Annotated in this window: 17 protein-coding genes and 1 rRNA gene (1 of these 18 only partly in view); 11 read left to right on the forward strand and 7 right to left on the reverse strand. The window is 61.4% G+C overall.

From position 1 onward, the window contains the following. Positions 1 to 138 precede the first annotated feature (138 nt). On the reverse strand, positions 139 to 1,254 hold the full coding sequence (locus tag PRJ_RS06095) for a branched-chain amino acid ABC transporter substrate-binding protein (RefSeq protein WP_104960935.1): 1,116 nt from the start codon (positions 1,252 to 1,254) through the stop codon (positions 139 to 141). A gap of 359 nt (positions 1,255 to 1,613) precedes the next feature. Between PRJ_RS06095 and PRJ_RS06100 the strand changes: the two genes are divergently transcribed. Both PRJ_RS06100 and PRJ_RS06105 read left to right on the forward strand, forming a co-directional pair. After that, on the forward strand, positions 1,614 to 1,925 hold the full coding sequence (locus PRJ_RS06100) for a DUF2288 domain-containing protein (RefSeq protein ID WP_012051427.1): 312 nt from the start codon (positions 1,614 to 1,616) through the stop codon (positions 1,923 to 1,925). 192 nt (positions 1,926 to 2,117) lie between these two features. Continuing rightward, positions 2,118 to 3,005: an NAD(P)-dependent oxidoreductase gene (locus PRJ_RS06105; protein WP_064492946.1), complete on the forward strand. Its 888-nt coding sequence runs from the start codon at positions 2,118 to 2,120 to the stop codon at positions 3,003 to 3,005. On the opposite strand, the gene PRJ_RS06110 is transcribed toward PRJ_RS06105, so the two are convergent. The 3 genes from PRJ_RS06110 to rapA all read right to left on the reverse strand — a co-directional run bounded on the left by PRJ_RS06110 (position 2,905) and on the right by rapA (position 9,608). Next, positions 2,905 to 5,169 (reverse strand): bifunctional diguanylate cyclase/phosphodiesterase, encoded by a 2,265-nt coding sequence (locus tag PRJ_RS06110; protein WP_104960936.1) that lies wholly within the window; start codon positions 5,167 to 5,169, stop codon positions 2,905 to 2,907. The genes PRJ_RS06105 and PRJ_RS06110 overlap by 101 nt on opposite strands. A 162-nt stretch (positions 5,170 to 5,331) precedes the next feature. Further along, positions 5,332 to 6,537, reverse strand: coding sequence for an ISL3 family transposase (locus PRJ_RS06115; RefSeq protein WP_104960601.1), 1,206 nt, complete (start codon positions 6,535 to 6,537; stop codon positions 5,332 to 5,334). A gap of 224 nt (positions 6,538 to 6,761) precedes the next feature. Next, a complete protein-coding gene (gene rapA, locus PRJ_RS06120; protein ID WP_104886595.1) occupies positions 6,762 to 9,608 on the reverse strand; it encodes an RNA polymerase-associated protein RapA in 2,847 nt (948 codons plus the stop codon). Positions 9,609 to 9,758: 150 nt separating this feature from the next. Here rapA and PRJ_RS06125 point away from each other — a divergent pair, with 150 nt between their 5' ends. The 8 genes from PRJ_RS06125 (at position 9,759) to PRJ_RS06150 (ending at position 15,160) form a co-directional block, all read left to right on the forward strand. After that, a complete protein-coding gene (locus PRJ_RS06125) occupies positions 9,759 to 10,454 on the forward strand; it encodes a M949_RS01915 family surface polysaccharide biosynthesis protein (RefSeq protein ID WP_104960937.1) in 696 nt (231 codons plus the stop codon). 63 nt (positions 10,455 to 10,517) lie between these two features. Then, a complete protein-coding gene (locus PRJ_RS06130) occupies positions 10,518 to 10,847 on the forward strand; it encodes a hypothetical protein (protein ID WP_010952305.1) in 330 nt (109 codons plus the stop codon). Between the two features lie 68 nt (positions 10,848 to 10,915). Then, positions 10,916 to 11,077, forward strand: a complete 162-nt coding sequence (locus tag PRJ_RS30030) for a hypothetical protein (protein WP_003254864.1) — start codon at positions 10,916 to 10,918, stop codon at positions 11,075 to 11,077. Positions 11,078 to 11,212: 135 nt separating this feature from the next. Then, positions 11,213 to 11,329: a cytochrome c oxidase subunit CcoM gene (gene ccoM / locus PRJ_RS30560; protein ID WP_003254862.1), complete on the forward strand. Its 117-nt coding sequence runs from the start codon at positions 11,213 to 11,215 to the stop codon at positions 11,327 to 11,329. Between the two features lie 205 nt (positions 11,330 to 11,534). After that, entirely contained in the window at positions 11,535 to 13,523 is a 1,989-nt protein-coding gene (locus PRJ_RS06135; protein ID WP_010952307.1) for an FUSC family protein, read from the forward strand. Further along, positions 13,510 to 13,716 (forward strand): DUF1656 domain-containing protein, encoded by a 207-nt coding sequence (locus PRJ_RS06140; protein ID WP_010952308.1) that lies wholly within the window; start codon positions 13,510 to 13,512, stop codon positions 13,714 to 13,716. The genes PRJ_RS06135 and PRJ_RS06140 overlap by 14 nt, the downstream gene beginning before the upstream one ends. A gap of 12 nt (positions 13,717 to 13,728) precedes the next feature. Beyond that, the gene (locus tag PRJ_RS06145) at positions 13,729 to 14,598 is read left to right on the forward strand and encodes an HlyD family secretion protein (protein ID WP_104960938.1); all 870 of its coding nucleotides are present in this window, start codon (positions 13,729 to 13,731) and stop codon (positions 14,596 to 14,598) included. 223 nt (positions 14,599 to 14,821) lie between these two features. Then, positions 14,822 to 15,160, forward strand: a complete 339-nt coding sequence (locus PRJ_RS06150) for a DUF2025 family protein (RefSeq protein ID WP_104960939.1) — start codon at positions 14,822 to 14,824, stop codon at positions 15,158 to 15,160. A gap of 14 nt (positions 15,161 to 15,174) precedes the next feature. On the opposite strand, the gene PRJ_RS06155 is transcribed toward PRJ_RS06150, so the two are convergent. The 3 genes from PRJ_RS06155 to PRJ_RS06165 all read right to left on the reverse strand — a co-directional run bounded on the left by PRJ_RS06155 (position 15,175) and on the right by PRJ_RS06165 (position 20,059). Then, the gene (locus PRJ_RS06155; protein WP_104960940.1) at positions 15,175 to 17,760 is read right to left on the reverse strand and encodes an EAL domain-containing protein; all 2,586 of its coding nucleotides are present in this window, start codon (positions 17,758 to 17,760) and stop codon (positions 15,175 to 15,177) included. Positions 17,761 to 17,811: 51 nt separating this feature from the next. Beyond that, positions 17,812 to 18,885, reverse strand: a complete 1,074-nt coding sequence (locus PRJ_RS06160) for a diguanylate cyclase (RefSeq protein WP_104960941.1) — start codon at positions 18,883 to 18,885, stop codon at positions 17,812 to 17,814. 277 nt (positions 18,886 to 19,162) lie between these two features. Then, a complete protein-coding gene (locus tag PRJ_RS06165) occupies positions 19,163 to 20,059 on the reverse strand; it encodes a formate/nitrite transporter family protein (protein WP_064492938.1) in 897 nt (298 codons plus the stop codon). 456 nt (positions 20,060 to 20,515) lie between these two features. Between PRJ_RS06165 and PRJ_RS06170 the strand changes: the two genes are divergently transcribed. Then, positions 20,516 to 21,196 (forward strand): 16S ribosomal RNA (locus tag PRJ_RS06170); it runs 856 nt beyond the window's last position.

The raw sequence follows: 21,196 nt of genomic DNA on the forward strand, positions 1-21,196 counted from the left end.
GCCAGGAAACCGCGGGTGACGGTTTTAAGATTTTCAGGTGAGCCTGCCCCCGGATCGCGGGGATCGGGCCCATGAACCTCATAAAACGAAGCCCACTGCTCGCACAGTGGGCTCGTAGGTCAGCTATTAGTCACGCAGTTACTGAGGGGAGACTTCGGTCTTCGGCTTGCCGAAGTGCCATTCGTAGACCACGAACTTGAAGTCTTTCAGGTCGCCTTTGTCGTCGAACGACAGGTCGCCGGTCGGGGTCTTGAAGGTGCCTTCGTGGATGGCCTTGGCCACCTTGTCGGTATCATCGGAACCGGCTTTCTTGATGCCTTGAGCGATCAGCTCGACAGCCGAGTAGGCAGGGAATACGAACGGGCCACTTGGGTCCTTGCCGTCAGCCTTGATGGCGTCGACGATCTTCTTGTTCGCCGGGTCTGCGTCGAACGACTTCGGCAGGGTGACCAGCAGGCCTTCGGAGGCGTTCTGGGCGATCTGCGAAATGGAGTCGTTACCCACGCCTTCCGGACCCATGAACTTGGCTTTCAGGCCCTTCTCTTGAGCCTGGCGCAGGATTAGGCCCAGCTCTGGGTGGTAGCCGCCGTAGTAGACGAAGTCGACGTTGTTCTGCTTGAGCTTCTGGATGATCGAGGAGAAGTCCTTGTCACCCGCGTTCAGGCCTTCGAACACGGCAACCTTGGTGCCTTTGCTTTCCAGGGTTTGCTTGACGGCGGTGGCGATGCCTTCACCGTACTGCTGCTTGTCGTGCAGGACGGCAACGACCTTCGGCTTGACGTGGTCGGCGATGTAGTTGCCGGCAGCCGGGCCCTGGGCGCTGTCCAGGCCGATGGTGCGGAAGATCAGCTTGTAGCCACGGGCGGTGATTTCCGGCGAGGTGGCGGCCGGGGTGATCATGATCACGCCTTCGTCCTCGTAGATGTCGGACGCTGGCTGGGTGGAGCTGGAGCACAGGTGGCCGACCACGAACTTGACGCCGTCGTTGACCACTTTGTTGGCGACTGCCACGGCCTGTTTAGGGTCGCAGGCGTCGTCGTATTCCTTGGCTTCGAGCATCTTGCCATCCACGCCGCCCGCGGCGTTGATATCCTTGATGGCTTGCTTGGCGCCGATGAACTGCATGTCGCCGTACTGGGTCACGGGACCCGTCTTGGGACCGGCGATGCCGACTTTGATGGTATCGGCGGCAAACGAATGGCTGGCTACCCCGGCCAGTACCATTGCGGCGAACAGCTTGGAAATCTTGATCATAGTGCTCCACTCATTCTGTTGTAATTCTTATAGTCCTGGCGGCCAGGGCTACAGACCGGGCGGGATTTGCGGCGTGGCCATGCCAACGCGCTAGCCCACCTTCCCCCGGAACATGTCCCGGAACTGTACCGGTACAGTGTAGAGCGCTGTTCGAGCGCTTGAAAAGCGGTCGAAAAGTGCGTCTTTCCTGCGTTGTCGCTTGATCGACAGAAAGATACAGAAAGGCGCCATCAAACTGCCTGCATCTGCGACCCCGTCCCACAACTTCGGGGCCAATCGACCAAATTACATATTTGAAACCGGGTTTTTCTGCAAAAATGCCGGCCTTTTTATTGACCGATTTTTTGCGGATACCACCCATGACTGATCAAACAAGCACCCTCTATGCCAAATTGCTTGGCGAGACGGCAATCATCGAGTGGAAAGCGCTGGAGCGTTTTTGGGCCAAGGGTGACCTGATTTGGGTCGACCCCAGCCTTGACCTGATCGCCGTTGCCGAGGCGATGGCCGAGAATCGCAGCGAGATCTTCGCCAAGTGGCGTAGTGATGGCACTGTTGGGCCGGTGTCGGCCGAGCAGGCATTGGACCTGCAAAGCCGCGACCCAGAGATCTGGGCGGTGGTGGTTTCACCGTTCATCGTGATTCAGGTGAAGGGCCAGGAAGAGGCGTGATCTTTTTTAGTGCGCAAAAATACGCATCAGCGCCGTTTTGGTGCTTGAAAGCAATCAAGACGGGTAGAGGGAAGTAACAATTCGGCGTGGCGGTAACAGTTTACGGGATGCGTAATGTGGCCATCGTTCTGCCAGGCGCCACCGGGACCGTCGCCAGCCTGGGAAATGTTCGAATCAGTCAGGAGTTTATCGATGAGCACTGCACTACCTTCGCTTGGATTCGCCGGCATCGGCCTGATGGGCCTGCCCATGTGCCGCCGCCTGCTGGCAGCGGGTTATCCGCTGACGGTATGGAACCGCAGCCCGGACAAGTGCGCCGCGCTGGTCGCTGCTGGTGCGCGCCTGGCCAGCAGCCCGGCCGAATTGTGCCGTGACAGCGACATGGTGCTACTGTGCCTCGCCGACACGGCGGTGGTGCGTGAAGTGGTGTTCGGCGAGCAAGGCGTTGCCCAGGGCGGGCGCAGCGGCCAGTTGCTGATCGATTTCTCCAGCCTGGAACCCACCGCCACCCGTGAAATGGCTGCCGAACTGGCCGCACTGTGCGGCATGGCCTGGCTGGATGCACCGGTATCTGGCGGTACGCCCGGTGCCGAAGCGGGCACGCTGGCGATCATGGTTGGCGGTGAAGCGGCCGATCTGCAGCGTGCACGCCCGGTGCTGCAGGTGCTTGGTCAGCGCGTGACGCATATGGGCGCGGTAGGCGCGGGCCAGGTGACCAAGGCTTGCAACCAGATGATCGTAGCCTGCAATGCCCTGGTAATTGCAGAAGTGGTGGCACTGGCCGAACAGTCGGGCGTGGACGCGACGCTGATCGCTGAAGCGCTGGCGGGGGGCTTTGCCGATTCCAAGCCATTGCAGATTCTTGCGCCGCAAATGGCCGAGAGCCGCTTCGAGCCAATCAAGTGGCACGTACGCACGCTGCTCAAGGACCTCGATGGCGCGGTCAAGTTTTCCCGCGAGCAAGGCTCTGCGACGCCGCTCAGTGGCCTTGCCGCGCAACTGATGCGCTTGCACGGTAGCCAGGGTTACCTGCAAAAAGATCCGGCGACCCTGGTAGAGCTGTACCGCAAGAAGGTGTGATCCGGCTGTTTTGGCGCTGCAACCGCTCCAGCAGTGGGCGCAACTCGGCCAGCGGTACGGGGCGCCCCAACAGGTAGCCCTGCAGGTAGTCGCAACCATGGCTTTCGAGGAACGCCTGCTGTTCGGCGGTTTCCACGCCCTCGCTGACTACCCGCAGGTGCAGGGTATGCGCCATGGCGATGATCGCCTGGACAATTTCCCGGTCTTTCTGGCTGCCCGGTACATCCTGCAGGAAGGTGCGGTCGATCTTCAGCACATCCAGCGGCAGGCGCTTGAGGTAGGCCAGTGACGAGTAGCCGGTACCAAAATCATCGATCGAAAGTGCCACCCCCAAAGCCCTGACGCGTTTGAGCAGGCTGACCGTGCGCTGGATATCGCCCACCAGGGCGTTCTCGGTCACCTCCAGCTCCAGGTGGCGCGGCGCAAGGCCGGCGTGGAACAGCGCCTTTTCTACTTCGTTAGGCAGTTCGTCGTGGCTGAGGGTGACTGCCGAGCAATTGACCGTGACCTGGACCTCGCCGTAGCCGTGGCGCTGCAAGTGGGCCAGGTCGGCACAGGCATGGCGCAGCACCCACAGGTCAAGGTCGATGATCAGGCCGTTGGCTTCGGCAATGCCGACAAAACGGTCGGGCCCGAGCAGGCTGTGTTGAGGATGCTGCCAGCGTACCAGCGCTTCCAGTTTGGCCATTTGCCCGCTGCGCAGGTCGAAGATCGGCTGGTAGTGCACACACAGCCCGCGCTCTTCGAGCAGCGCCAGGCGCAGCTCTTCTTCCAGTTGCAAGGCGATCGACGCGCGAGCCTTCAGGCTGTCATTGAAGAAATTCAGGCTGTTGCGCCCGTTGTCCTTGGATTGGTAGAGGGCCAGGTCGGCATGCTTGAGCAGCTCTTCGGCTGTGCTGCCATCGTCCGGGAAGATACTTATACCAATGCTGGTGGTCATGACCATGCGCCGCCCGCCCAGGTCGATGGGTTCTTTCATCCGTTGCATGATGCGCTGGGCCAGGTGGCGGGCTTCGTCGCGGCTGTTCAGGCTGGTGACCACACAGAACTCGTCGCCACCAAAGCGCGCAACCAGGTCGTGGTTGCGGGTAGCGGCCTTGATGTGGTTGGCGATCACCTTGAGCAGCTCGTCACCGGCATCGTGGCCAAGGCTGTCGTTGATACGCTTGAAATGGTCGATGTCGAGGAACATGACGGCCAGGCGGTTTTCGCTGGCCTGATGTTCGACCAGGCGCTCGGCGAATACCTGGTTGAATCCACGGCGGTTGAGCAGGTTGGTCAGGGCATCATAGTGCGCCGCCTGCTGCAGCGAAGCGCGGGCCTGGTCCAGTTGGCTGAGCAGTACGCTGACCCGGCGCAGGTCGTGCTCCTTGCTTTGCAGCTTCTTGTCGGCCAGTGCGGCGCTGATGCTGGCGCCACTGATCAGCAGGGTGATGAAGCCGATGCCCAGTCCCAGCTGCAGGCTGTTGTCGCCAGACGGCAGGCGCAGTGCGGTATCGGCAGGGATGATCAAGGTCATGGCCGACATCGCGGTGAAATGAGTGGCGACGATGCCGCCCGCCATCAGCAGGCTGGCGCCGTACTTCATGGCCTGGTACAGGGTGCCGCTGCCATTGCGCAAGTAGCGGGCCAGGTACAGCGAGGTCAGGGCGGTGAGCAGGGCAATGGCGGCAGAGGCAAGTAGCAAGCCGGTTTGGTAGTACTGGCGGGCACCCGTTTCCATCGCGGCCATGCCGACAAAATGCATGAGGATGATGCCCAGGCCGATCAGCCCTGCGCTCAGCACGAAGTGGTGCGCGCGCATCTTGCTGCGTTCGAGGCTGTGCATGGCCAGCCAGGCCACGCCCAGTGCGATGAGCAGCGAAAGAATGGTCAGGGATACGTCGTAGTGCACTTCTACCGGGGCCCGAAAGGCCAGCATGCTGATGAAGTGCATGGCCCATATGCCGCCTGCCAGGCAGCAGGCTCCGAGCATGTTCCATTGCCGGTGGGCGGTGGGGTCGTCGCTGTGGGACTGGCGCTCGGCCATGTCGAGGGTGGCGAAACAGGCCGCGCAAGCAACGAAGTAGGCGAGCAGAACCAAGAGCGGTTCATGACGGCAGTCGATGACGATGCGCCCGGTTGCGGGAAGATCGGCGAACAGTTGCAGCCCCAGCCATTCCATGGAATGCCTCTTGATCGAGTCTTCACTCGTCTGCGCTACAACCCTGTGCAGACTGTCCAGAGGCAGTATAGGAAGGAGTACTTAAGCCTTCCTGACTAATGGCACAATGATTTCTACGATTTGGTTATAACTCCAATCGCAGTGAGGAATAAATTTGGTTCTTCACGGATTGCCGGGAAAGTCATTCTTGATCTTCATGAAAAAGAATTCGCTGTCCCGGTAACCGTAAGCCATCCGCTTGATCACCTTGATCCGGTTGTTGATGCCTTCCAGCTGGCCCGTATGCATCGGCCATCGCACCCTGCTCAAGATGCCGCGCCAGTATCCCTTCAGGCGTTTAGCAAACTGCTTCAGTGCCGGTATCGCGCTTTCATCAGCCAGACGCAGCCACTGCTTCCAGGCTGATCGCCAACCCCAGGCGGTGGTGGGCGACCACAGCGCTTTTAACTCTGCTTTCATCAGATAAACCGTCATCAGCGATTGGTTAGCCGACAGCAGATCCCTCAGGTGCACCTGTTGATCTTTTCGCTTGAGATTTTCCGGATTACGCAGCAGTAGCCAGCGTGCTTGCTTGATCACCCTGCGCGCGGGTTTGTCATGGCGCAGACGGTTGGCTTCGTCGACCCGTACCCGGTCAATCACCTCGCGCCCATACTTGGCGACTACATGAAACAGGTCGTAGACCACGCGTGCCTGAGGGCAGTGTTGGCGTACCTCCAGGTCAAATGCGGTGTTCATGTCCATCGCCACTGCTTCGATCCGCGCACAGCCTTCTGGCCCCAACTCCTCAAAGAAGGGCCTGACAGCCGCTCTGCTACGTCCTTCGCCAATCCACAGAACCCGGCGGGTATCGGCGTCCAGCACCACGCTGGCGTAGCGATGGCCTTTGAACAGGGCGAACTCGTCCATCACCAGGCGCCTGGGCTGGGCCTTTGGTAGCTTCTCTAGAGCGGCTTGTAGAGCTCGTCGCTCCAGCAAGCGCACACTGTCCCAATGCAAGTCAAACAGCTCAGCGACGTGCAGGGTAGGCAGCCGCTGGCAAGCCTGGATCACGGCCTCGGCCAAGCGCTGGGTCATACGCGAATAGCGATCAAGCCAGCTGACTGACTCCATCCGCTTGCCGCATGCGCGACACCCAACGCGCCGCAGTTCCACATTCAACCGTACCGCATGGCCAAGAATGGGGAGATCACGGATCGAACGCTGGCAGTATTCGTGGATGGCGGTGCTGGGCTGATGGCAGCCGCTGCAGGTGGGGAACCTAGTGGGCTGCGGAATCAGGTCGATCAGCAGATCGTCGCCGTCAGGCCTGATGGCAATGACAGAAAAGCCCTCCCAAAAGGGCAGAAACGTATTAATATCGTGCACAAGAACGCCGGTTTGTTGATGTGTTTGCTCGCACGAACATCATCCATCAAACCGGCGTTCTTGTTTCTGTCTTTCCCGGGATTCCGTGAAGAACCATAAATTTGGGGCCCTAATGCCTTCCTGTGGGAGCGGGCGAGCCCGCGAAGCATCCACTGCGGTGGATGCCACCGGCTTCGCCGGTGTTCGCGGGCGTGCCCGCTCCCACAAGGGGCGCGGGGCCTGCGTTAGCCAGCCACCAGCACGCGAATGGCTTCCAGGCGCAGGGCGGCCTTTTCCAGCATTGCCAGGCCATCTTCGCGCCGCTTGCGCAGGGCGTCGATTTCGCTGTCACGCACACTTGGGTTGACCGCTTGCAATGCCACCAGGCGCGCCAGCTCTTCGTCGGCCTCGGCTGTCAGGCGGCGCTGGGCTTCGGCCACGCGCTCGTTGTGGGCCGGCAGGATCTTCTCCTCGCCGCCACTGATACGCTTGGCCAGCACATCGCGCTGGGCCTGGACGAACTTGTTGGCGCTGGCGCGCGGTACACTCTCGAGCTGGTCGTTGAGGGTTTCGAAAGCAACGCGTGACGCAAGGTCGTTGCCATTGGCGTCGAGCAGGCAGCGCAGTGCCGCCGGCGGCAGGTAGCGGCCCAGTTGCAGGCTACGGGGTGCCACCACCTCGCTGACGAACAGCAGTTCAAGCAGGACAGTGCCTGGTTTGAGCGCTTTGTTCTTGATCAACGCCACGGCGGTGTTGCCCATCGAGCCTGACAGCACCAGATCCATGCCGCCCTGAACCATCGGGTGCTCCCAGGTGAGGAACTGCATGTCCTCGCGTGACAGCGCCTGGCCACGGTCGTAGGTGATGGTCACACCTTCATCGTCGCCCAGCGGGAAGCTGGCATCGAGCATCTTCTCGCTCGGCTTGAGGATCAGTGCGTTCTCGGAATGGTCTTCGCTGTCGATGCCGAAGGCGTCGAACAGGGTTTCCATGTAGATCGGCAGGGCGAACTGGTCGTCCTGTTCGAGAATGGCCTCGACCAGCGCCTGACCTTCGCCGGCGCCGCCGGAATTGAGTTCCAGCAGGCGGTCACGGCCAGTGTGCAGTTCGGCTTCCAGGCGCTCGCGTTCGCTGCGGGCGTCGGCCACCAGGGTATCCCAGGCCTTGTTTTCGCCGCCTTCGAGCAGCGGCAGCAGGCGTGGGCCGAACTGGTGCTGCAGGGCATTGCCGGTGGGGCAGGTGTTGAGGAAGGCGTTGAGGCCTTCGTGGTACCACTGGAACAGGCGCTCTTGCGGGCTTTCCTGCAGGTACGGGATGTGCAGCTGGATAGTGTGCTTCTGGCCGATCCGGTCAAGGCGGCCGATGCGCTGTTCGAGCAGGTCGGGGTGCGCCGGCAGGTCGAACATCACCAGGTGATGAGCGAACTGGAAGTTGCGGCCTTCGCTGCCGATTTCCGAGCAAATCAGCACCTGGGCGCCAAACTCTTCATCGGCAAAGTAGGCAGCGGCACGGTCACGCTCGAGGATGCTCATGCCTTCATGGAACACCGAGGCCGGGATGCCGGAGCGCACGCGCAGGGCGTCTTCCAGGTCCATGGCGGTTTCGGCGTGGGCGCAGATCACCAGCACTTTGGTGCGCTTGAGCATCTTCAGGGTGTCGATCAGCCAGTCGACGCGTGGGTCGAAACGCCACCAGCGCTCGTCATCGGCCACTTCACCCTGGGCCTGGAAGGCAACTTCCGGGTACAGCTCGGCGTGCTCGCCGGCTGGCAGGTCGCGGTATTGCTCGGGCGTGGGCAGCGGGTAGGGGTGCAACTGGCGCTCGGGGAAGCCCTGGATCGCCGCACGGGTGTTACGGAACAGCACGCGGCCGGTGCCGTGGCGATCCAGCAGCTCGCGAATCAGCCGTGCGCTGGCCTGGGTATCGCCGTCGCTGACTGCCGCCAGCAGGGCTTCGCCTTCGGCACCCAGGAAGCCCAGGATGGTGGCGTGGGCCTTGGGCGACAGGCGGCCTTCGTCGAGCAGTTCCTGCACTGCCTCGGCTACCGGGCGGTAGTGTTCGCTCTCGGCGCGGAAAGCGGCCAGGTCATGAAAACGGTTGGGGTCGAGCAGGCGCAGGCGGGCGAAGTGGCTGTCCTGGCCAAGCTGCTCGGGGGTGGCGGTCAGCAACAGTACGCCCGGAATCACTTGGGCCAGTTGCTCGACCAGGCCGTATTCGGCGCTGACCTGGTCTTCGTGCCAGACCAGGTGGTGGGCTTCGTCGACGACCATCAGGTCCCAGCCAGCGGCAAACAGCGCGTCCTGGGCCTTTTCGTCATCTACCAGCCACTCCAGGGCAACCAACGCCAGTTGGGCATCCTCGAACGGGTTGCTGGCGTCGCTTTCGATGAAGCGCTCGGCGTCGAACAGCGCCACTTGCAGATTGAAGCGCCGGCGCATTTCCACCAGCCACTGGTGCTGGAGGTTTTCCGGCACCAGGATCAGTACGCGGCTGGCGCGACCCGACAGCAGCTGGCGGTGAATGACCAGGCCGGCTTCGATGGTTTTGCCCAGGCCCACTTCGTCGGCCAGCAGAACGCGCGGGGCGCTGCGGTCGGCGACTTCGCGGGCAATGTGCAGTTGGTGGGCGATGGGCTGTGCGCGGCAGCCGCCCAACCCCCACAGTGCCGACTGCATCTGCTTGCTGGTGTGCTGCAGGGTGTTGTAGCGCAGGCTGAACCACGACAGTGGGTCTATCTGCCCGGCGAACAGGCGGTCGCTGGCCAGGCGGAACTGAATGAAGTTCGACAACTGGGTTTCAGGCAGGGTGCGAGGCTGGTTCTGCCCGTCCAGGCCGTGGTAGACCATCAGCCCGTCGATGTCCTCGACCTCGCGCACGGTCAGCTTCCAGCCCTCGAAGTGGGTGATCTGGTCACCTGGCGAGAAGCGCACGCGGGTCAGCGGCGCATTGCGCAGGGAATACTGGCGGGTGTCGCCAGTGGCCGGGTAGAGCACGGTCAACAGGCGGCCATCCTGCGCCAGGATGGTACCCAGGCCGAGCTCTGCTTCGCTGTCGCTGATCCAGCGTTGCCCCGGTTGATACTGCTGCGCCATACTGCCTGAACTCCCGCGATGAAAAAGCCGATTATGTTAACGGATCGGCCGGTCAGACCAAAGTGCCGATAGCACCGAAAGGTATCGAAAGGCACAGTCTAGTCGTTTCATCGCCCTGCACAGCGCCGCCGACGAGGGCCCCGGATCAACATGTCTGCCAAGCACCGCTGGATCAGCGCTTCGATGGCCGTGGGCAGCCTGGTGCTGCTGAGCGCCTGCGAGCAGAAAAACTTTGAGACATTGCCCCCCATTCCGATGGAGCAGCTTGAGGTACTGGGCGTGCAGACGCCGATAAAGAGCGTGCACTTTCGTGACAGTGACGGCGAAGGGCTGCTGGTCCTGAGCCGCAGCGATGGCCAGGCCAGCGACCTGGAAAGCGAACAGGAAGTGGACAAGGTGGTGCTCAAGGCCACCTTGTACGGGCGCACGGCCGAGAGCGACGCCTTCAAGGCGCGTTGGCAGGTCGAGCAGGAAACGACCTGCCCGGGGCTGGACCTGGACGTGGACTTCTATAATGACGTCAGTGACGTCAGCGACCTGAACAAGAATGGGGTGGCCGAGATAACGGTGGCCAGCCATGCATTCTGCGGCGGCGGTATCGACCCGCATGACATCGCCATCGAGATGCGTGAAGGGCAGGCCAGTTACACCATTACCGGCCAGTCGCTGATCACCCCGGCGGGCGAGGAACCGGTCGGTGGTGAGCGCGAGGACAGCGCTTCGCTGAAAGCCGCGCCGCAGGTATTGCGCGATCATATGGATGCGGTTTGGCAGCAGGTGTACAAGCGGCCCTGGAGCGAGGCCAGCCCGCCAGTCGACGACGAGCCGGGTGACGAAGCCGAGTAAATGTTGTCCATGACATCAAGGTAAAGCTGCGCCTGCCGATACAGGGGGCATAGGAGAACGTCCATGCTGCCGCCGATCATTCCGCTCAGTGCCGCCCCGGTCACCTCGCAACAGGACCCGGTCAAGCCAACCCCCGACGTCAAGCCGGTGGTGCCGACGCAGCCTGCGTCCGGCGAAAGTGCCATTGACCTCAAGCGCCAGCGCGACCCGCAGGAGCAGGTATTGTTGCTGCGCGATGAACAGCGCCGCCAGCAGCAACGCCGGAACAAGGGCGAGCAGGAACGCTACGAGGCCGTCCCGGGTGACGAGGTCAATGCCGACAACACCGTGCCGGTAGCGCCATTGATGGGCGAGCATGTACGCCAAGGGCTGCTGGTGGACATCGAAGTCTGATACGGGGCTGGTCAGCGCCTGCGCCTGGCTTCATCATGCAATTCTCTGTTGATCGTCGAGCCCACCCCATGAGCCAAGACAACCTCATCGATTTCGATGCCGAACGTGCCAAGCGCGTCCACGACCTCAAGGAAAAGCGGCTGAACGAAATGCGCAATGCTTTCGAGCAGGCCCTGCCATTGAGTACCAGCAAGAAAAAGAAGCCCAAGGGCAAGCCTAAGAAGCGTTGAAACTTGACGCAGGTCAACCCTGCGCCCCCCTCGCGTGCCCGGCCTCGGGCACCATTGACACTGATCAATTTTCCCCGCCGCCACATTGGTTAACGTGTACCCATCGGACAACGGCAAACGAATGGGGAGGCCAGCATGTTCTTCGACAACGTGGTTATCGCCGGTGTGGTAACGGTCGGGCTGATGGTCGCCTTCTTTGCCGGTCTGGGCATTTTCATCTGGAAGGACTCGAACAAGCGCAAGCCGCGCTGACCTTCCGGGTACACGAGCACGCAAGGCATTTAGGGCGACTTCGGTCGCCCATTTTTTTTGCCTGCATTTTTTATTGTCTGAGCTGTCCCTTTCAATGCAGGCCAATCGAATATACATGATTAGCTAGCTAATTAATCGTTTCCGCTTTATCCTGCTCATCATTGTCTATCTTTTCAGCAAGACTTTTCCCCGCAAGGTCCGCCTCGTGCCCATCACCTTTCAGGCCCTGTTCGCGCCCAGCAGCCTCGCCCTCAAGTTTGCCATCAAGACCCTGCTCGGGGGCGGCCTGGCGTTGTGGCTGGCGATGCGCTGGGGGCTGGAGCAACCCTCCTGGGCATTGATGACTGCTTTCATCGTCGCCCAGCCGCTATCGGGCATGGTGGTGCAGAAAGGCTTGGCGCGGTTGGCAGGCACGTTGGTCGGCACAGTCATGTCGGTGCTGTTCATCGGCCTGTTCGCCCAGACCCCCGGCCTGTTTCTGCTTACCTTGGCGCTTTGGCTGGCGCTGTGTACCGCCGCGTCCACCCAGTTGCGCAGCGCCTGGGCCTATGCCTTCGTGCTGGCCGGCTACACCGCAGCGATCATTGCCTTGCCAGCCATTGACCACCCCCTGCAAGTATTCGACCAGGCCGTGGCTCGCTGTACCGAGATCTGCCTGGGTATTTTCTGTGCAACAGCCAGCAGTGCCTTGCTCTGGCCCATGCGGGTCGAGCAGCAACTGGGCGGGCAGGCGCGGCAGGCCTGGCAGAACGGCCTGCAGGCCGCCAGCGCCATGCTGGGCGGAGAGGACGAGGCGCGCAAAGGCCTGCTGGAAAGCCTGGGGCGCATCGTTGCCATCGACAGCCAACGTGAACATGCCTGGTTCGAGGGCAATCGCGGGCGCCAACGTGCCCGTGCCATTCGTGGCCTTAGCCAGAAACTGATGGTGCTGTTGCGTATTTCCCGTTCGGTGCGCCGCCAGTGGCGGCAACTGGATGAGGGTGAGGTCGAGCATCTGACGCCCTGGTTGCAGGAAGTGCGCACGCTGCTGGCCCAACCCGATCAGCCCAGCCTGCTGTTGTTGCGTCAGCGAATCTGGGATGCCGCCCACGATGAGCAAATCAGTTCGGCGGAGCACTTCTGCCTGGCGCGCATGGCCCTGCTATTGGACTATGCCATGGCCGCCAGCCAGGCACTTGAGGATGTGGAGGCGGGCAGGGCGCCCAAGGACGTGTCCCAGGGGCTGGCCGCGCACCGAGACTGGTCGCTGGCCTTGCTGTTCGGCTCGCGCAGCGCGCTGGCCTTCCTGGTAATGAGTGGTTTCTGGCTGGCCACGGCCTGGCCTTCGGCCCCCGGTGGCCTGGTGCTGACCTGCGTGGTCTGCAGCCTGTTCGCCAGTCGCGAGAACGGCGCACAGATCGGCCTGAGTTTCCTGCGCGGGATATTCCTGGCGATACCGGCGGCGTTTGTGGTCGGGCAGATCATGCTGCCGCAATGGAGCAGCTTCGCCATGCTCTGCCTGGGCATGGGCGTGCCACTGTTTCTTGGTGCACTGGGCATGGCCCATCCGCGCACCGGGGCTACGGCCACTTCCTATTGCCTGCACTTCATTGTGCTGGTGTCGCCGCTCAACGCCATGCAGTTCGGCGTGGCGACCATGCTGAACAGTGCCCTGGCCATGCTGGTGGGGGTGTCGGCAGCGGTCATGGCCTTTCGCTTACTGGTGTTCCGCCATCCGGCCTGGCTGGGCCGGCGCTTGCGTGCTGCAACGCAGAACGACCTGGTGCGCCTGACTCGGCGCGACCTGCGCGGGGCTGACAGCTGGTTTGGCGGGCGCATGGCCGACCGGCTGATGCAACTGGCGCGGCATGCCAGTGAATTACCGGAAGGCGAACGCAAACGTTGGGATGACGGCCTGCACGGGCTTGATATCGGCGATGAACTGGTACACCTGCGCATGTGCCTGGCGGTCGCACAGGCCCCTTTGGGGCGGGCCGAGCGCGAGTACCTGCAACACGTGGAGGCAGCGCTGGCCAAAGGGCCTGCTGCCGGGCGTGGGCAGCTGCTGGATGCTGCCAGTGAGCAGTTCATTGCGGCCTTGCGTCGGCTGCCAGCCAGCGACCCGCTTCGCCTGGCCGAGGGGGCGGTACTGCAATTGCAGAAAAGCTGGGGCAAATGGTGCCGCTGGCAGGAGGACACCCATGGGTTTGCGTGAGTGGGAAGTGGGCGGTGTGCTGCTCAGCCCGTTTTTGCTTTATGTGTTGTTGGCGCTGCTGCTCACCGGCCTGCTGCGTCTGGTGGTGCATGCCACACCGTTGGGGCGCTGGATCTGGCATGAAGCGCTGTTCGACGCAGCGCTGTTCGTCTGTGTGTTGTTCCTGGTGGTACGCCTGTCTGGGACTTTATAAAGGAGTGTTTCGATGCGTGCGGCCGTACGTATTCTGGTGACCCTGTGTGTGGTGGCCCTGGCCGTGTTGGCCGGCTACCAGCTGTGGCAGTACTACATGCTCACCCCATGGACGCGCGATGCCCGTGTGCGCGCCGATGTGGTGGTGATCGCACCTGATGTGTCTGGCTGGGTTCGCGAACTCAAGGTCCATGACAACCAGCAGGTCAAGGCTGGCGACTTGTTGATGAGTATTGACCGCGAGCGCTTCCAGGCCGCGTTCGATCAGGCCAGCGCGGTGACCGAGACACGCGCCCAGCAACTGCGCTTGCGCGAGCGTGAAGCAGCCCGGCGTGCTGCTTTGGGGCCAGAGGCGATCAGTGCCGAGTTGCGTGAAAACGCCCAGATCAATGCCGCCATCGCGCGTGGCGAGCTGCATGAAGCCGAGGCGCAGTTGCAGGTGGCCAGGATCAACCTGGCGCGCAGTGAAGTGCGGGCCCCGCGCAGCGGGCATATCACCAATCTGCGTCTGGCCGAGGGCAATTATGTGAACACCGGGGAGTCGGTGATGGCGCTGGTGGATGATTCGACGTTCTACATCCAGGCCTATTTCGAGGAAACCAAGTTGCCGCGCATTCGCGTTGGGGACACTGTGAAGGTGTGGCTGATGGGCACGGGTGAACCGATGCAGGGGCACGTGGAGAGCATCAGCCGCGGCATCACCGATCGCAACAGCAACCCGGACAGCCAGTTGCTGCCGGAGGTAGAGCCGACTTTCAACTGGGTGCGACTGGCCCAGCGCATACCGGTGAGGATTCGCCTGGATCAGGTGCCGGAAGGGCTGACCTTGAGTGCGGGGATGACGGCGAGTGTGCAAGTGCACGAGGACCGCGACCCGCAGTGATGGTGCTGCCTCAATAGACAGATATGTAATGTTCGAAGCGGTACAGCCGGGTCGTGTGGTGAAGGCAGTCCAGCTCCAGTACGCCGACGACGTCGGGCAAACACGAAATAACTTGGCGAGCGGCCCGCCAGTTGCGTTAGGCTGCCGTTGTGAGTTGCCCGACAGAGGCAACCCTTTTCCCGCCTGGCGTGCGTATCTTCCGATTTCATTGCGAGGTTACGCCATGGCCATCACTTCCCAGGATATCTGCAACGCCGCCGATCAGCTAAAGGGCTTTGTCGGTTTTCACGGCAAGCGCGGTATTCATATCGTACGTTTCTCCGAGGACGCGTTCGGCATGGACGTGGCCGACGCCAGTATCACCCCCTGCAGCGAGTTTGTCTGGCGGCCCGAGCAAGGGCAGCGCATGGTGCTGTGCCGCGAACGGCTCTCGCTGTTGCTGGATCAGCATGTGGATGACCGCTTGAACATTGGTGAACCGCTGCGCGCCTACCTTCGCCGCTGTGATCTGCCCGAAATCGTGGCGCAGCGCAGCCTGCAGCAGCGCACCCAGTCTGTTTAGGAGCAAGGCCGGGTCTACAAAGGCTGTGCAGTGCTTTGGGAGGGTTGGTGCAACAACGCCGCCAACCCGGCGCTGTCCAGGGGCTTGCTCAGGTAATAGCCTTGCACTTCATGGCAGCGGTCCTTTTCCAGCGCCTTGAGTTGATGTTCGCTTTCCACGCCTTCGGCTGTCACTGTCAGCCCCATCGCTTCGCCCAGGTTGATGATGGCCTGGACCACAGCGCGGTCGCTGCCGCCGTTGTTGTTCAGGCCGCTGATGAAGCGCTTGTCGATCTTGATGCTGTCGAACGGGTAGGTACGCAGGTAGCCCAACGACGAATAGCCGGTGCCGAAATCATCCATGTTCAGGCGCACCCCTAGCTCCTTGAGCGACAGCATGGTGCCTAATGCGCCTTCGATATCGTTGAGCATCACGTTCTCGGTAATTTCCAGTTCCAGGCGTTGGGCGGGGAAGGCCGTGTCGAGCAAAGTTTCGCGCACGTCCGCTACCACATCGCTGCGCAAGAACTGCGCAGGCGACAGGTTGACCGAAACCAGCACGTCGGCCGGCCAGTCATGGGCAGTGCGGCAAGCTTCGCGAAGCACCCAGCGGCCCAGCGCAACAATGATGTCGCTCTGCTCGGCCAACGGGATGAAGGTGTCCGGCCCCAGCAACCCTTCCTGTGGATGCCGCCAGCGCACCAAGGCCTCGACCGCGATGATACGCAGGTCGTCCAGGCGGTAGCGTGGCTGGTAATGCAACTCGAACTCCTCATTGCGCAGGGCCCTGCGCAGGTCGTTCTCCAGCTGGCGGCGGTACTGGATCTGCTGGTTCATTTCGGCAACGAAGTAGCGCCATGTGTTCTTTCCATCGGCCTTGGCCTGGTACAGGGCGATGTCGGCGCAGCGGATCAGCTCACCTGCATCGAAGCCCTGGTTGCGCGTCTGGGCAACGCCAATGCTGGCACCAATGTGCAGCGGCTGGTTTTCGAAGACGATGGGTTGCTGCAGCAGGCCGATCAGGCGCGCACAGAAGCGGTCGATCTCGCTGCTGTTGTCCATGCCGCTGAGTACCAGGATGAACTCGTCGCCGCCCAGGCGCGCGACCAGGTCGCCATCGCGGGTGGTGTCGCGCAGGCGCGTTGCCACTTCTTGCAGCACGGCATCTCCGGCAGCATGACCGAGCGAGTCGTTGATCGGCTTGAAGTTGTCCAGGTCCAGCAGCAACAAGGTCAGCGGCGGCGAGTCACTGCCGCGCAACAAGGCCTGCTCCAGGTGCCGGGCGAGCTTGTTGCGGTTGGCCAGCCCGGTCAGTGGGTCGTGCAGCGAAAGGTGCTGGATGCGCGCATGGGCGTCGACTTCGTCGGTGATATCGCTGGCGGTACCCCGAAAACCGATGGCCTTGCCATCGCGCCAGATAGCGCGGGCGGATATCCGGCAGTAGCGGTTCTGGCCATTCTGGTCGCGGTAAGTGCAGCGCAGGTTGGCCAATTGCTGTGGCTCGGCCGTAGTCAGGGCGTCCAGCCAGGGTGACAGCGGCGTGGTATCGCAGGCCAGCAACTGGTTGAGCGGGTGGCCCAGCCAGCCGTCTACCGGGTAGCCGGTGACGTTGGCGAAGCGCTGCGACAGGTAGGTCAGGCGTTGTTGCCGGTCGGTTTCCCAGATCCAGTCGGATGCCGACTCGGCCACCGCCCGGAACCGCTGCTCGCTGGCCTCCAGGGCCTGGTTGCTTTGTTGCAGATGCACGAGCGTGAGGCCGATTGCCCGGGAGCTGCGCAAGGCATGGCGGAACAGGTACAGCATCACCAGCCCAAGTATCAGTAGTGCGCACAACAGTGCTGGCAACACTGCCCACAGCATCTGTTGCCCCGGCAGCGGGCTGTTCCAGGTCAGATGGTAGCCGGTGTCGCCCAGGTCGATGCGCAGGTGGTTGTGATCCTGCCTATCCTCCTTTTCCACGTGCATGCCGGTCAGGCCGGCGCCTTTACCCAACTGCGCCAGTTTGCTTTCGGTGAGCTGGTCAATGAACAGCATGACCGGCGCCTGGCTCACCTCGCTGTCGGTAACCTCCCGGTCCGGGCGCACGGCTGCTGCACTGAGTGCGGCCGGCCAGCCATTGAACAGCACGAAACGGGTGACCTGCTCGCGTGAAATCGCCGCCGCGCGGGCCTGTTCGATGATCGGCTGCAGGGGTGTGTCTATATAGCTGTCAGCGCCTGCCTGGCTGGGCTGGCCTTTGAACAAGGCATAGGTGGTGCGGTCGTTTTCCACTACGAACACCCCTTCGTAGCCGCTGGCGCTGTACAGCGACTCGCCTACGTTCTTTTCCTCGTAGGCCCATTGCCAGTCGGCTTGGCCCGACAGGTGCTCGAAGGCTGCATCCCATACGGCATAGCTGGACAGAAACTGGCGCGAGGCGAGCAGCCGTTGTTCCAGCGCCTGGGTCGCATGGAAGGCGCTACGCTCGCGCTCCTGTTGGTCGAGCGTGCGGGCGATATTGAACAGAGCGCCGAGAATGACCAGGCAAGCCAGGCCGAACACTGCGCTGAAACCGGCAATGAGGTGGCGTACCTGAAAGCGCGGTGTGGGGCTAGCGGGTGAAAGCTTGGCGGTCCTGGCCATGCGCGAGCGGCTCCTTCAGGCAACCTCCCGCCAGGCAGTCAGGAAGGAGGTTCAATCAGGATAGGCCAGCCTGAGCGTGGCAGCTTCACCGCGGGCAAAATTGACCTGATCGCGGCCAGCGTGCTTGGCGATGTACAGCGCCTTGTCTGCCTGTTCGAGCCAGTGCTCGGGGGACTCGAGGCTGGCCTGGAAGGGCGACAGGCCGATACTTAGGCTGATGCGCAGGTGCGGTAACTGTGGGTTGCGGTAGCTGGAAACCCGCTCGCGCAGACGCTCCATGGCTTGGCAGGCCTGGGCTTCGCTGGTTTCGGGCATGATCACGCAGAACTCGTCGCCGCCGTAACGCCCGGCCTGGTCGCCCTCGCGCAAACTGCGCCGCAGCTCAGCACTGAGCTGGCGCAGTACACAGTCGCCGACCACATGGCCAAAGGTGTCGTTGATGGTCTTGAAGTGATCGATGTCGATCAGGGCAATCACCGCGTGCCCCTGTTGTTGCTTGCACGCCTGGAACTTGAGCTGCAGCAGGTCCTTCCAGGCACCGTGGTTGAACAGCCCGGTCAGGCTGTCGGTCAGGCTCAGGGCGCTCAGCCGGCGCTTGTGGTCGCCCAGCTTGATCGCAAGCTGGTAGCACACCCAGCCCAAGGCCAGCGGGTACAGCGCCAGCATGGGCAGGCACGCATAGACCTGCTGGGGCGTGGCGGTCAATTGCAAGCCAGGGCCGAGCAGCAGGATGGCGGCGAGCATGCCAGCCAGTTGCGCCAGCACCCCGCGAAAGACCATGCGCTTGCCGCCGGCGGCGACGTTGTTCATCGTCATCATCGCCAGCACGGTCACGCTGGGCAGCGGGTTGAAGTGCATGGCGGCGGTCCAGAACCCGCCCATCAGCGAGTCCAGCAGGAGGTTGCGCTGTTCCGCCTGGTAAGGCGTTGTCGAGCGGGCAGCCCACAGGTAGGCCACGTGCGGCCACAGTAAACCATTGAACAGTAACAGCAGCCATGCCCAGGAGGGGGGCGACAGCGGCGCAATGGCCGCCATGACAGTGAACAGGCCGATTCCCAGGCCAATGACCCGCGGCAGGTAGATGCGCTTGACGAATGAAAGTCCTTTGCCGTTGCGGTTATCCATAGTGCTCACAGTTTTCTGTCGGTGTACCGTTCATCGCATAACACGCATGAATATTGTTGAACAGTGTGTTATCGGCGAGGAATGACCTTGCAAGCCAATTCACGGTTGATTCGATCACGGTGGGGCAGTTGATAACCAGGCTCAGGTACTACTGAGCACTCGCAGGCGGGGGCGGGGCAACCTGGACTCACCGCAGACGGGCAAACTGATGGGTAGCCCCTGGCCTGTGAGTGAGCAGGACCAGGGGCATGAACTCACCGTAGCGGCACGCTGAGTATCATTTGTGCTCATGTCTGCTGCGCGCGGACTGGGGCTGGTCGTCGTTCAGAAGCCGCGAGGGTGGTTTGCCACTGTCACTGCGCACTTGTGCATGGCTGATCAAGGCGAAGATGAAACTGCCACCGATGATGTTGCCCGCCAGCGTCGGCAGTGCAAATTCCAGCCAGAAGCGGCTCCAGGTTTCGTCGCCAGCCCACACCAGGTAGGACACTTCGACTGACCCCACTACTATATGAGTGAAATCGCCAAGGGCCATCAGGTAGGTGATCATCAGAATGATCCAGATCTTGGCGTGCTCCATTGAAGGGATCATCCAGACCATGGTGGCAATCATCCAGCCTGAGACTATGCCCTTGGCGAACATCTGGCTGATGTCGTTCTTCATTACCTTGCGACCGACCTCCAGGAATGCCACATCGGTCTTGCTGTCGAATATCGGCAGTTCCAGCATCACCCAGGCCACCAGCAGGGTACCTGCCAGGTTGCCAAGCAACACCACGCCCCAGAGGCGTAGCAGGCGTCCGAAGTTGGCCAGCGTAGGTGCGGTCATGACGGGCAGCACCGCGGTGAGCGTATTCTCGGTGAACAGTTGCTGGCGGGCCAGGATCACGGCAAGAAAGCCCGCGCTGTAGCCGATGCTGGCGACCACCTGGGCACCATCGCCTTCTGGCAGGCGGGCGTAGAATAGCCCCATGGCCATCAACGACAGCCCCATGGACAGGCCGGCGGCAAGTGCCGACCACCACAACGCGGCAAGTGTACGTTCCAGCTCCTGGTCGCCCTGGTAGCGAATGATTTCGTGCAGCACTGCCGCCCGTGGCGGTTGGCTGTGGCTGACCTCCTGCTCTTCATCTGCAGAGAGGCCGGGGGTTTTCTCGCTTTGCCCATTGCTCATGGCCGCTACGCTCCGTGGTGTGTTTCTTTACAGATCCACGGCGCTTTCATTAGTTGCCGGTTAGCGGCAAAACGGTGTTGGAAAAGTTTTTCAGAACAAGGTGTTGACTCTGATTTCAAAGCGCGTATTATTCGCCTCCTCGCAGCGATGAACGCTTCGGGGCAAGCGGTAAGTTGTTGAAGTTGTTAGCTTTCGAAAGAAAGCGGTAGTAAAAACTTCAAAATAAACGCTTGACAGGCTCTGAGGAAAGCGTAGAATGCGCGCCTCGGTTGAGACGAAAAGCTCTTAACCAAACGCTCTTTAACAAATCGAATCAAGCAATTCGTGTGGGTGCTTGTGAGTATGGACTGATAGTCAAAAAGATTATCAGCATCACAAGTGACCATGCGAGAAATCACATAGTCATTTGAGATTGCTGAGCCAAGTTTAGGGTTTCTTAAAAACCCAAGCAGTATTGAACTGAAGAGTTTGATCATGGCTCAGATTGAACGCTGGCGGCAGGCCTAACACATGCAAGTCGAGCGGATGACGGGAGCTTGCTCCTTGATTCAGCGGCGGACGGGTGAGTAATGCCTAGGAATCTGCCTGGTAGTGGGGGACAACGTTTCGAAAGGAACGCTAATACCGCATACGTCCTACGGGAGAAAGCAGGGGACCTTCGGGCCTTGCGCTATCAGATGAGCCTAGGTCGGATTAGCTAGTTGGTGGGGTAATGGCTCACCAAGGCGACGATCCGTAACTGGTCTGAGAGGATGATCAGTCACACTGGAACTGAGACACGGTCCAGACTCCTACGGGAGGCAGCAGTGGGGAATATTGGACAATGGGCGAAAGCCTGATCCAGCCATGCCGCGTGTGTGAAGAAGGTCTTCGGATTGTAAAGCACTTTAAGTTGGGAGGAAGGGCAGTAAGTTAATACCTTGCTGTTTTGACGTTACCGACAGAATAAGCACCGGCTAACTCTGTGCCAGCAGCCGCGGTAATACAGAGGGTGCAAGCGTTAATCGGAATTACTGGGCGTAAAGCGCGCGTAGGTGGTTTGTTAAGTTGGATGTGAAAGCCCCGGGCTCAACCTGGGAACTGCATCCAAAACTGGCAAGCTAGAGTACGGTAGAGGGTGGTGGAATTTCCTGTGTA

Source organism: Pseudomonas sp. XWY-1, assembly GCF_002953115.1.
Classification (GTDB): domain Bacteria; phylum Pseudomonadota; class Gammaproteobacteria; order Pseudomonadales; family Pseudomonadaceae; genus Aquipseudomonas; species Aquipseudomonas alloputida.

Excerpts from the sequence above, each read along its gene's own strand:
- PRJ_RS06095 (WP_104960935.1), bottom strand. The coding sequence starts at position 1,254 with ATGATCAAGATTTCCAAGCTGTTCGCCGCAATGGTACTGGCCGGGGTA.
- PRJ_RS06100 (WP_012051427.1), top strand. The coding sequence starts at position 1,614 with ATGACTGATCAAACAAGCACCCTCTATGCCAAATTGCTTGGCGAGACG.
- PRJ_RS06105 (WP_064492946.1), top strand. The coding sequence starts at position 2,118 with ATGAGCACTGCACTACCTTCGCTTGGATTCGCCGGCATCGGCCTGATG.
- PRJ_RS06110 (WP_104960936.1), bottom strand. The coding sequence starts at position 5,169 with ATGGAATGGCTGGGGCTGCAACTGTTCGCCGATCTTCCCGCAACCGGG.
- rapA (WP_104886595.1), bottom strand. The coding sequence starts at position 9,608 with ATGGCGCAGCAGTATCAACCGGGGCAACGCTGGATCAGCGACAGCGAA.
- PRJ_RS06125 (WP_104960937.1), top strand. The coding sequence starts at position 9,759 with ATGTCTGCCAAGCACCGCTGGATCAGCGCTTCGATGGCCGTGGGCAGC.
- PRJ_RS06130 (WP_010952305.1), top strand. The coding sequence starts at position 10,518 with ATGCTGCCGCCGATCATTCCGCTCAGTGCCGCCCCGGTCACCTCGCAA.
- PRJ_RS30030 (WP_003254864.1), top strand. The coding sequence starts at position 10,916 with ATGAGCCAAGACAACCTCATCGATTTCGATGCCGAACGTGCCAAGCGC.
- ccoM (WP_003254862.1), top strand. The coding sequence starts at position 11,213 with ATGTTCTTCGACAACGTGGTTATCGCCGGTGTGGTAACGGTCGGGCTG.
- PRJ_RS06140 (WP_010952308.1), top strand. The coding sequence starts at position 13,510 with ATGGGTTTGCGTGAGTGGGAAGTGGGCGGTGTGCTGCTCAGCCCGTTT.
- PRJ_RS06145 (WP_104960938.1), top strand. The coding sequence starts at position 13,729 with ATGCGTGCGGCCGTACGTATTCTGGTGACCCTGTGTGTGGTGGCCCTG.
- PRJ_RS06150 (WP_104960939.1), top strand. The coding sequence starts at position 14,822 with ATGGCCATCACTTCCCAGGATATCTGCAACGCCGCCGATCAGCTAAAG.
- PRJ_RS06155 (WP_104960940.1), bottom strand. The coding sequence starts at position 17,760 with ATGGCCAGGACCGCCAAGCTTTCACCCGCTAGCCCCACACCGCGCTTT.
- PRJ_RS06160 (WP_104960941.1), bottom strand. The coding sequence starts at position 18,885 with ATGGATAACCGCAACGGCAAAGGACTTTCATTCGTCAAGCGCATCTAC.
- PRJ_RS06165 (WP_064492938.1), bottom strand. The coding sequence starts at position 20,059 with ATGAGCAATGGGCAAAGCGAGAAAACCCCCGGCCTCTCTGCAGATGAA.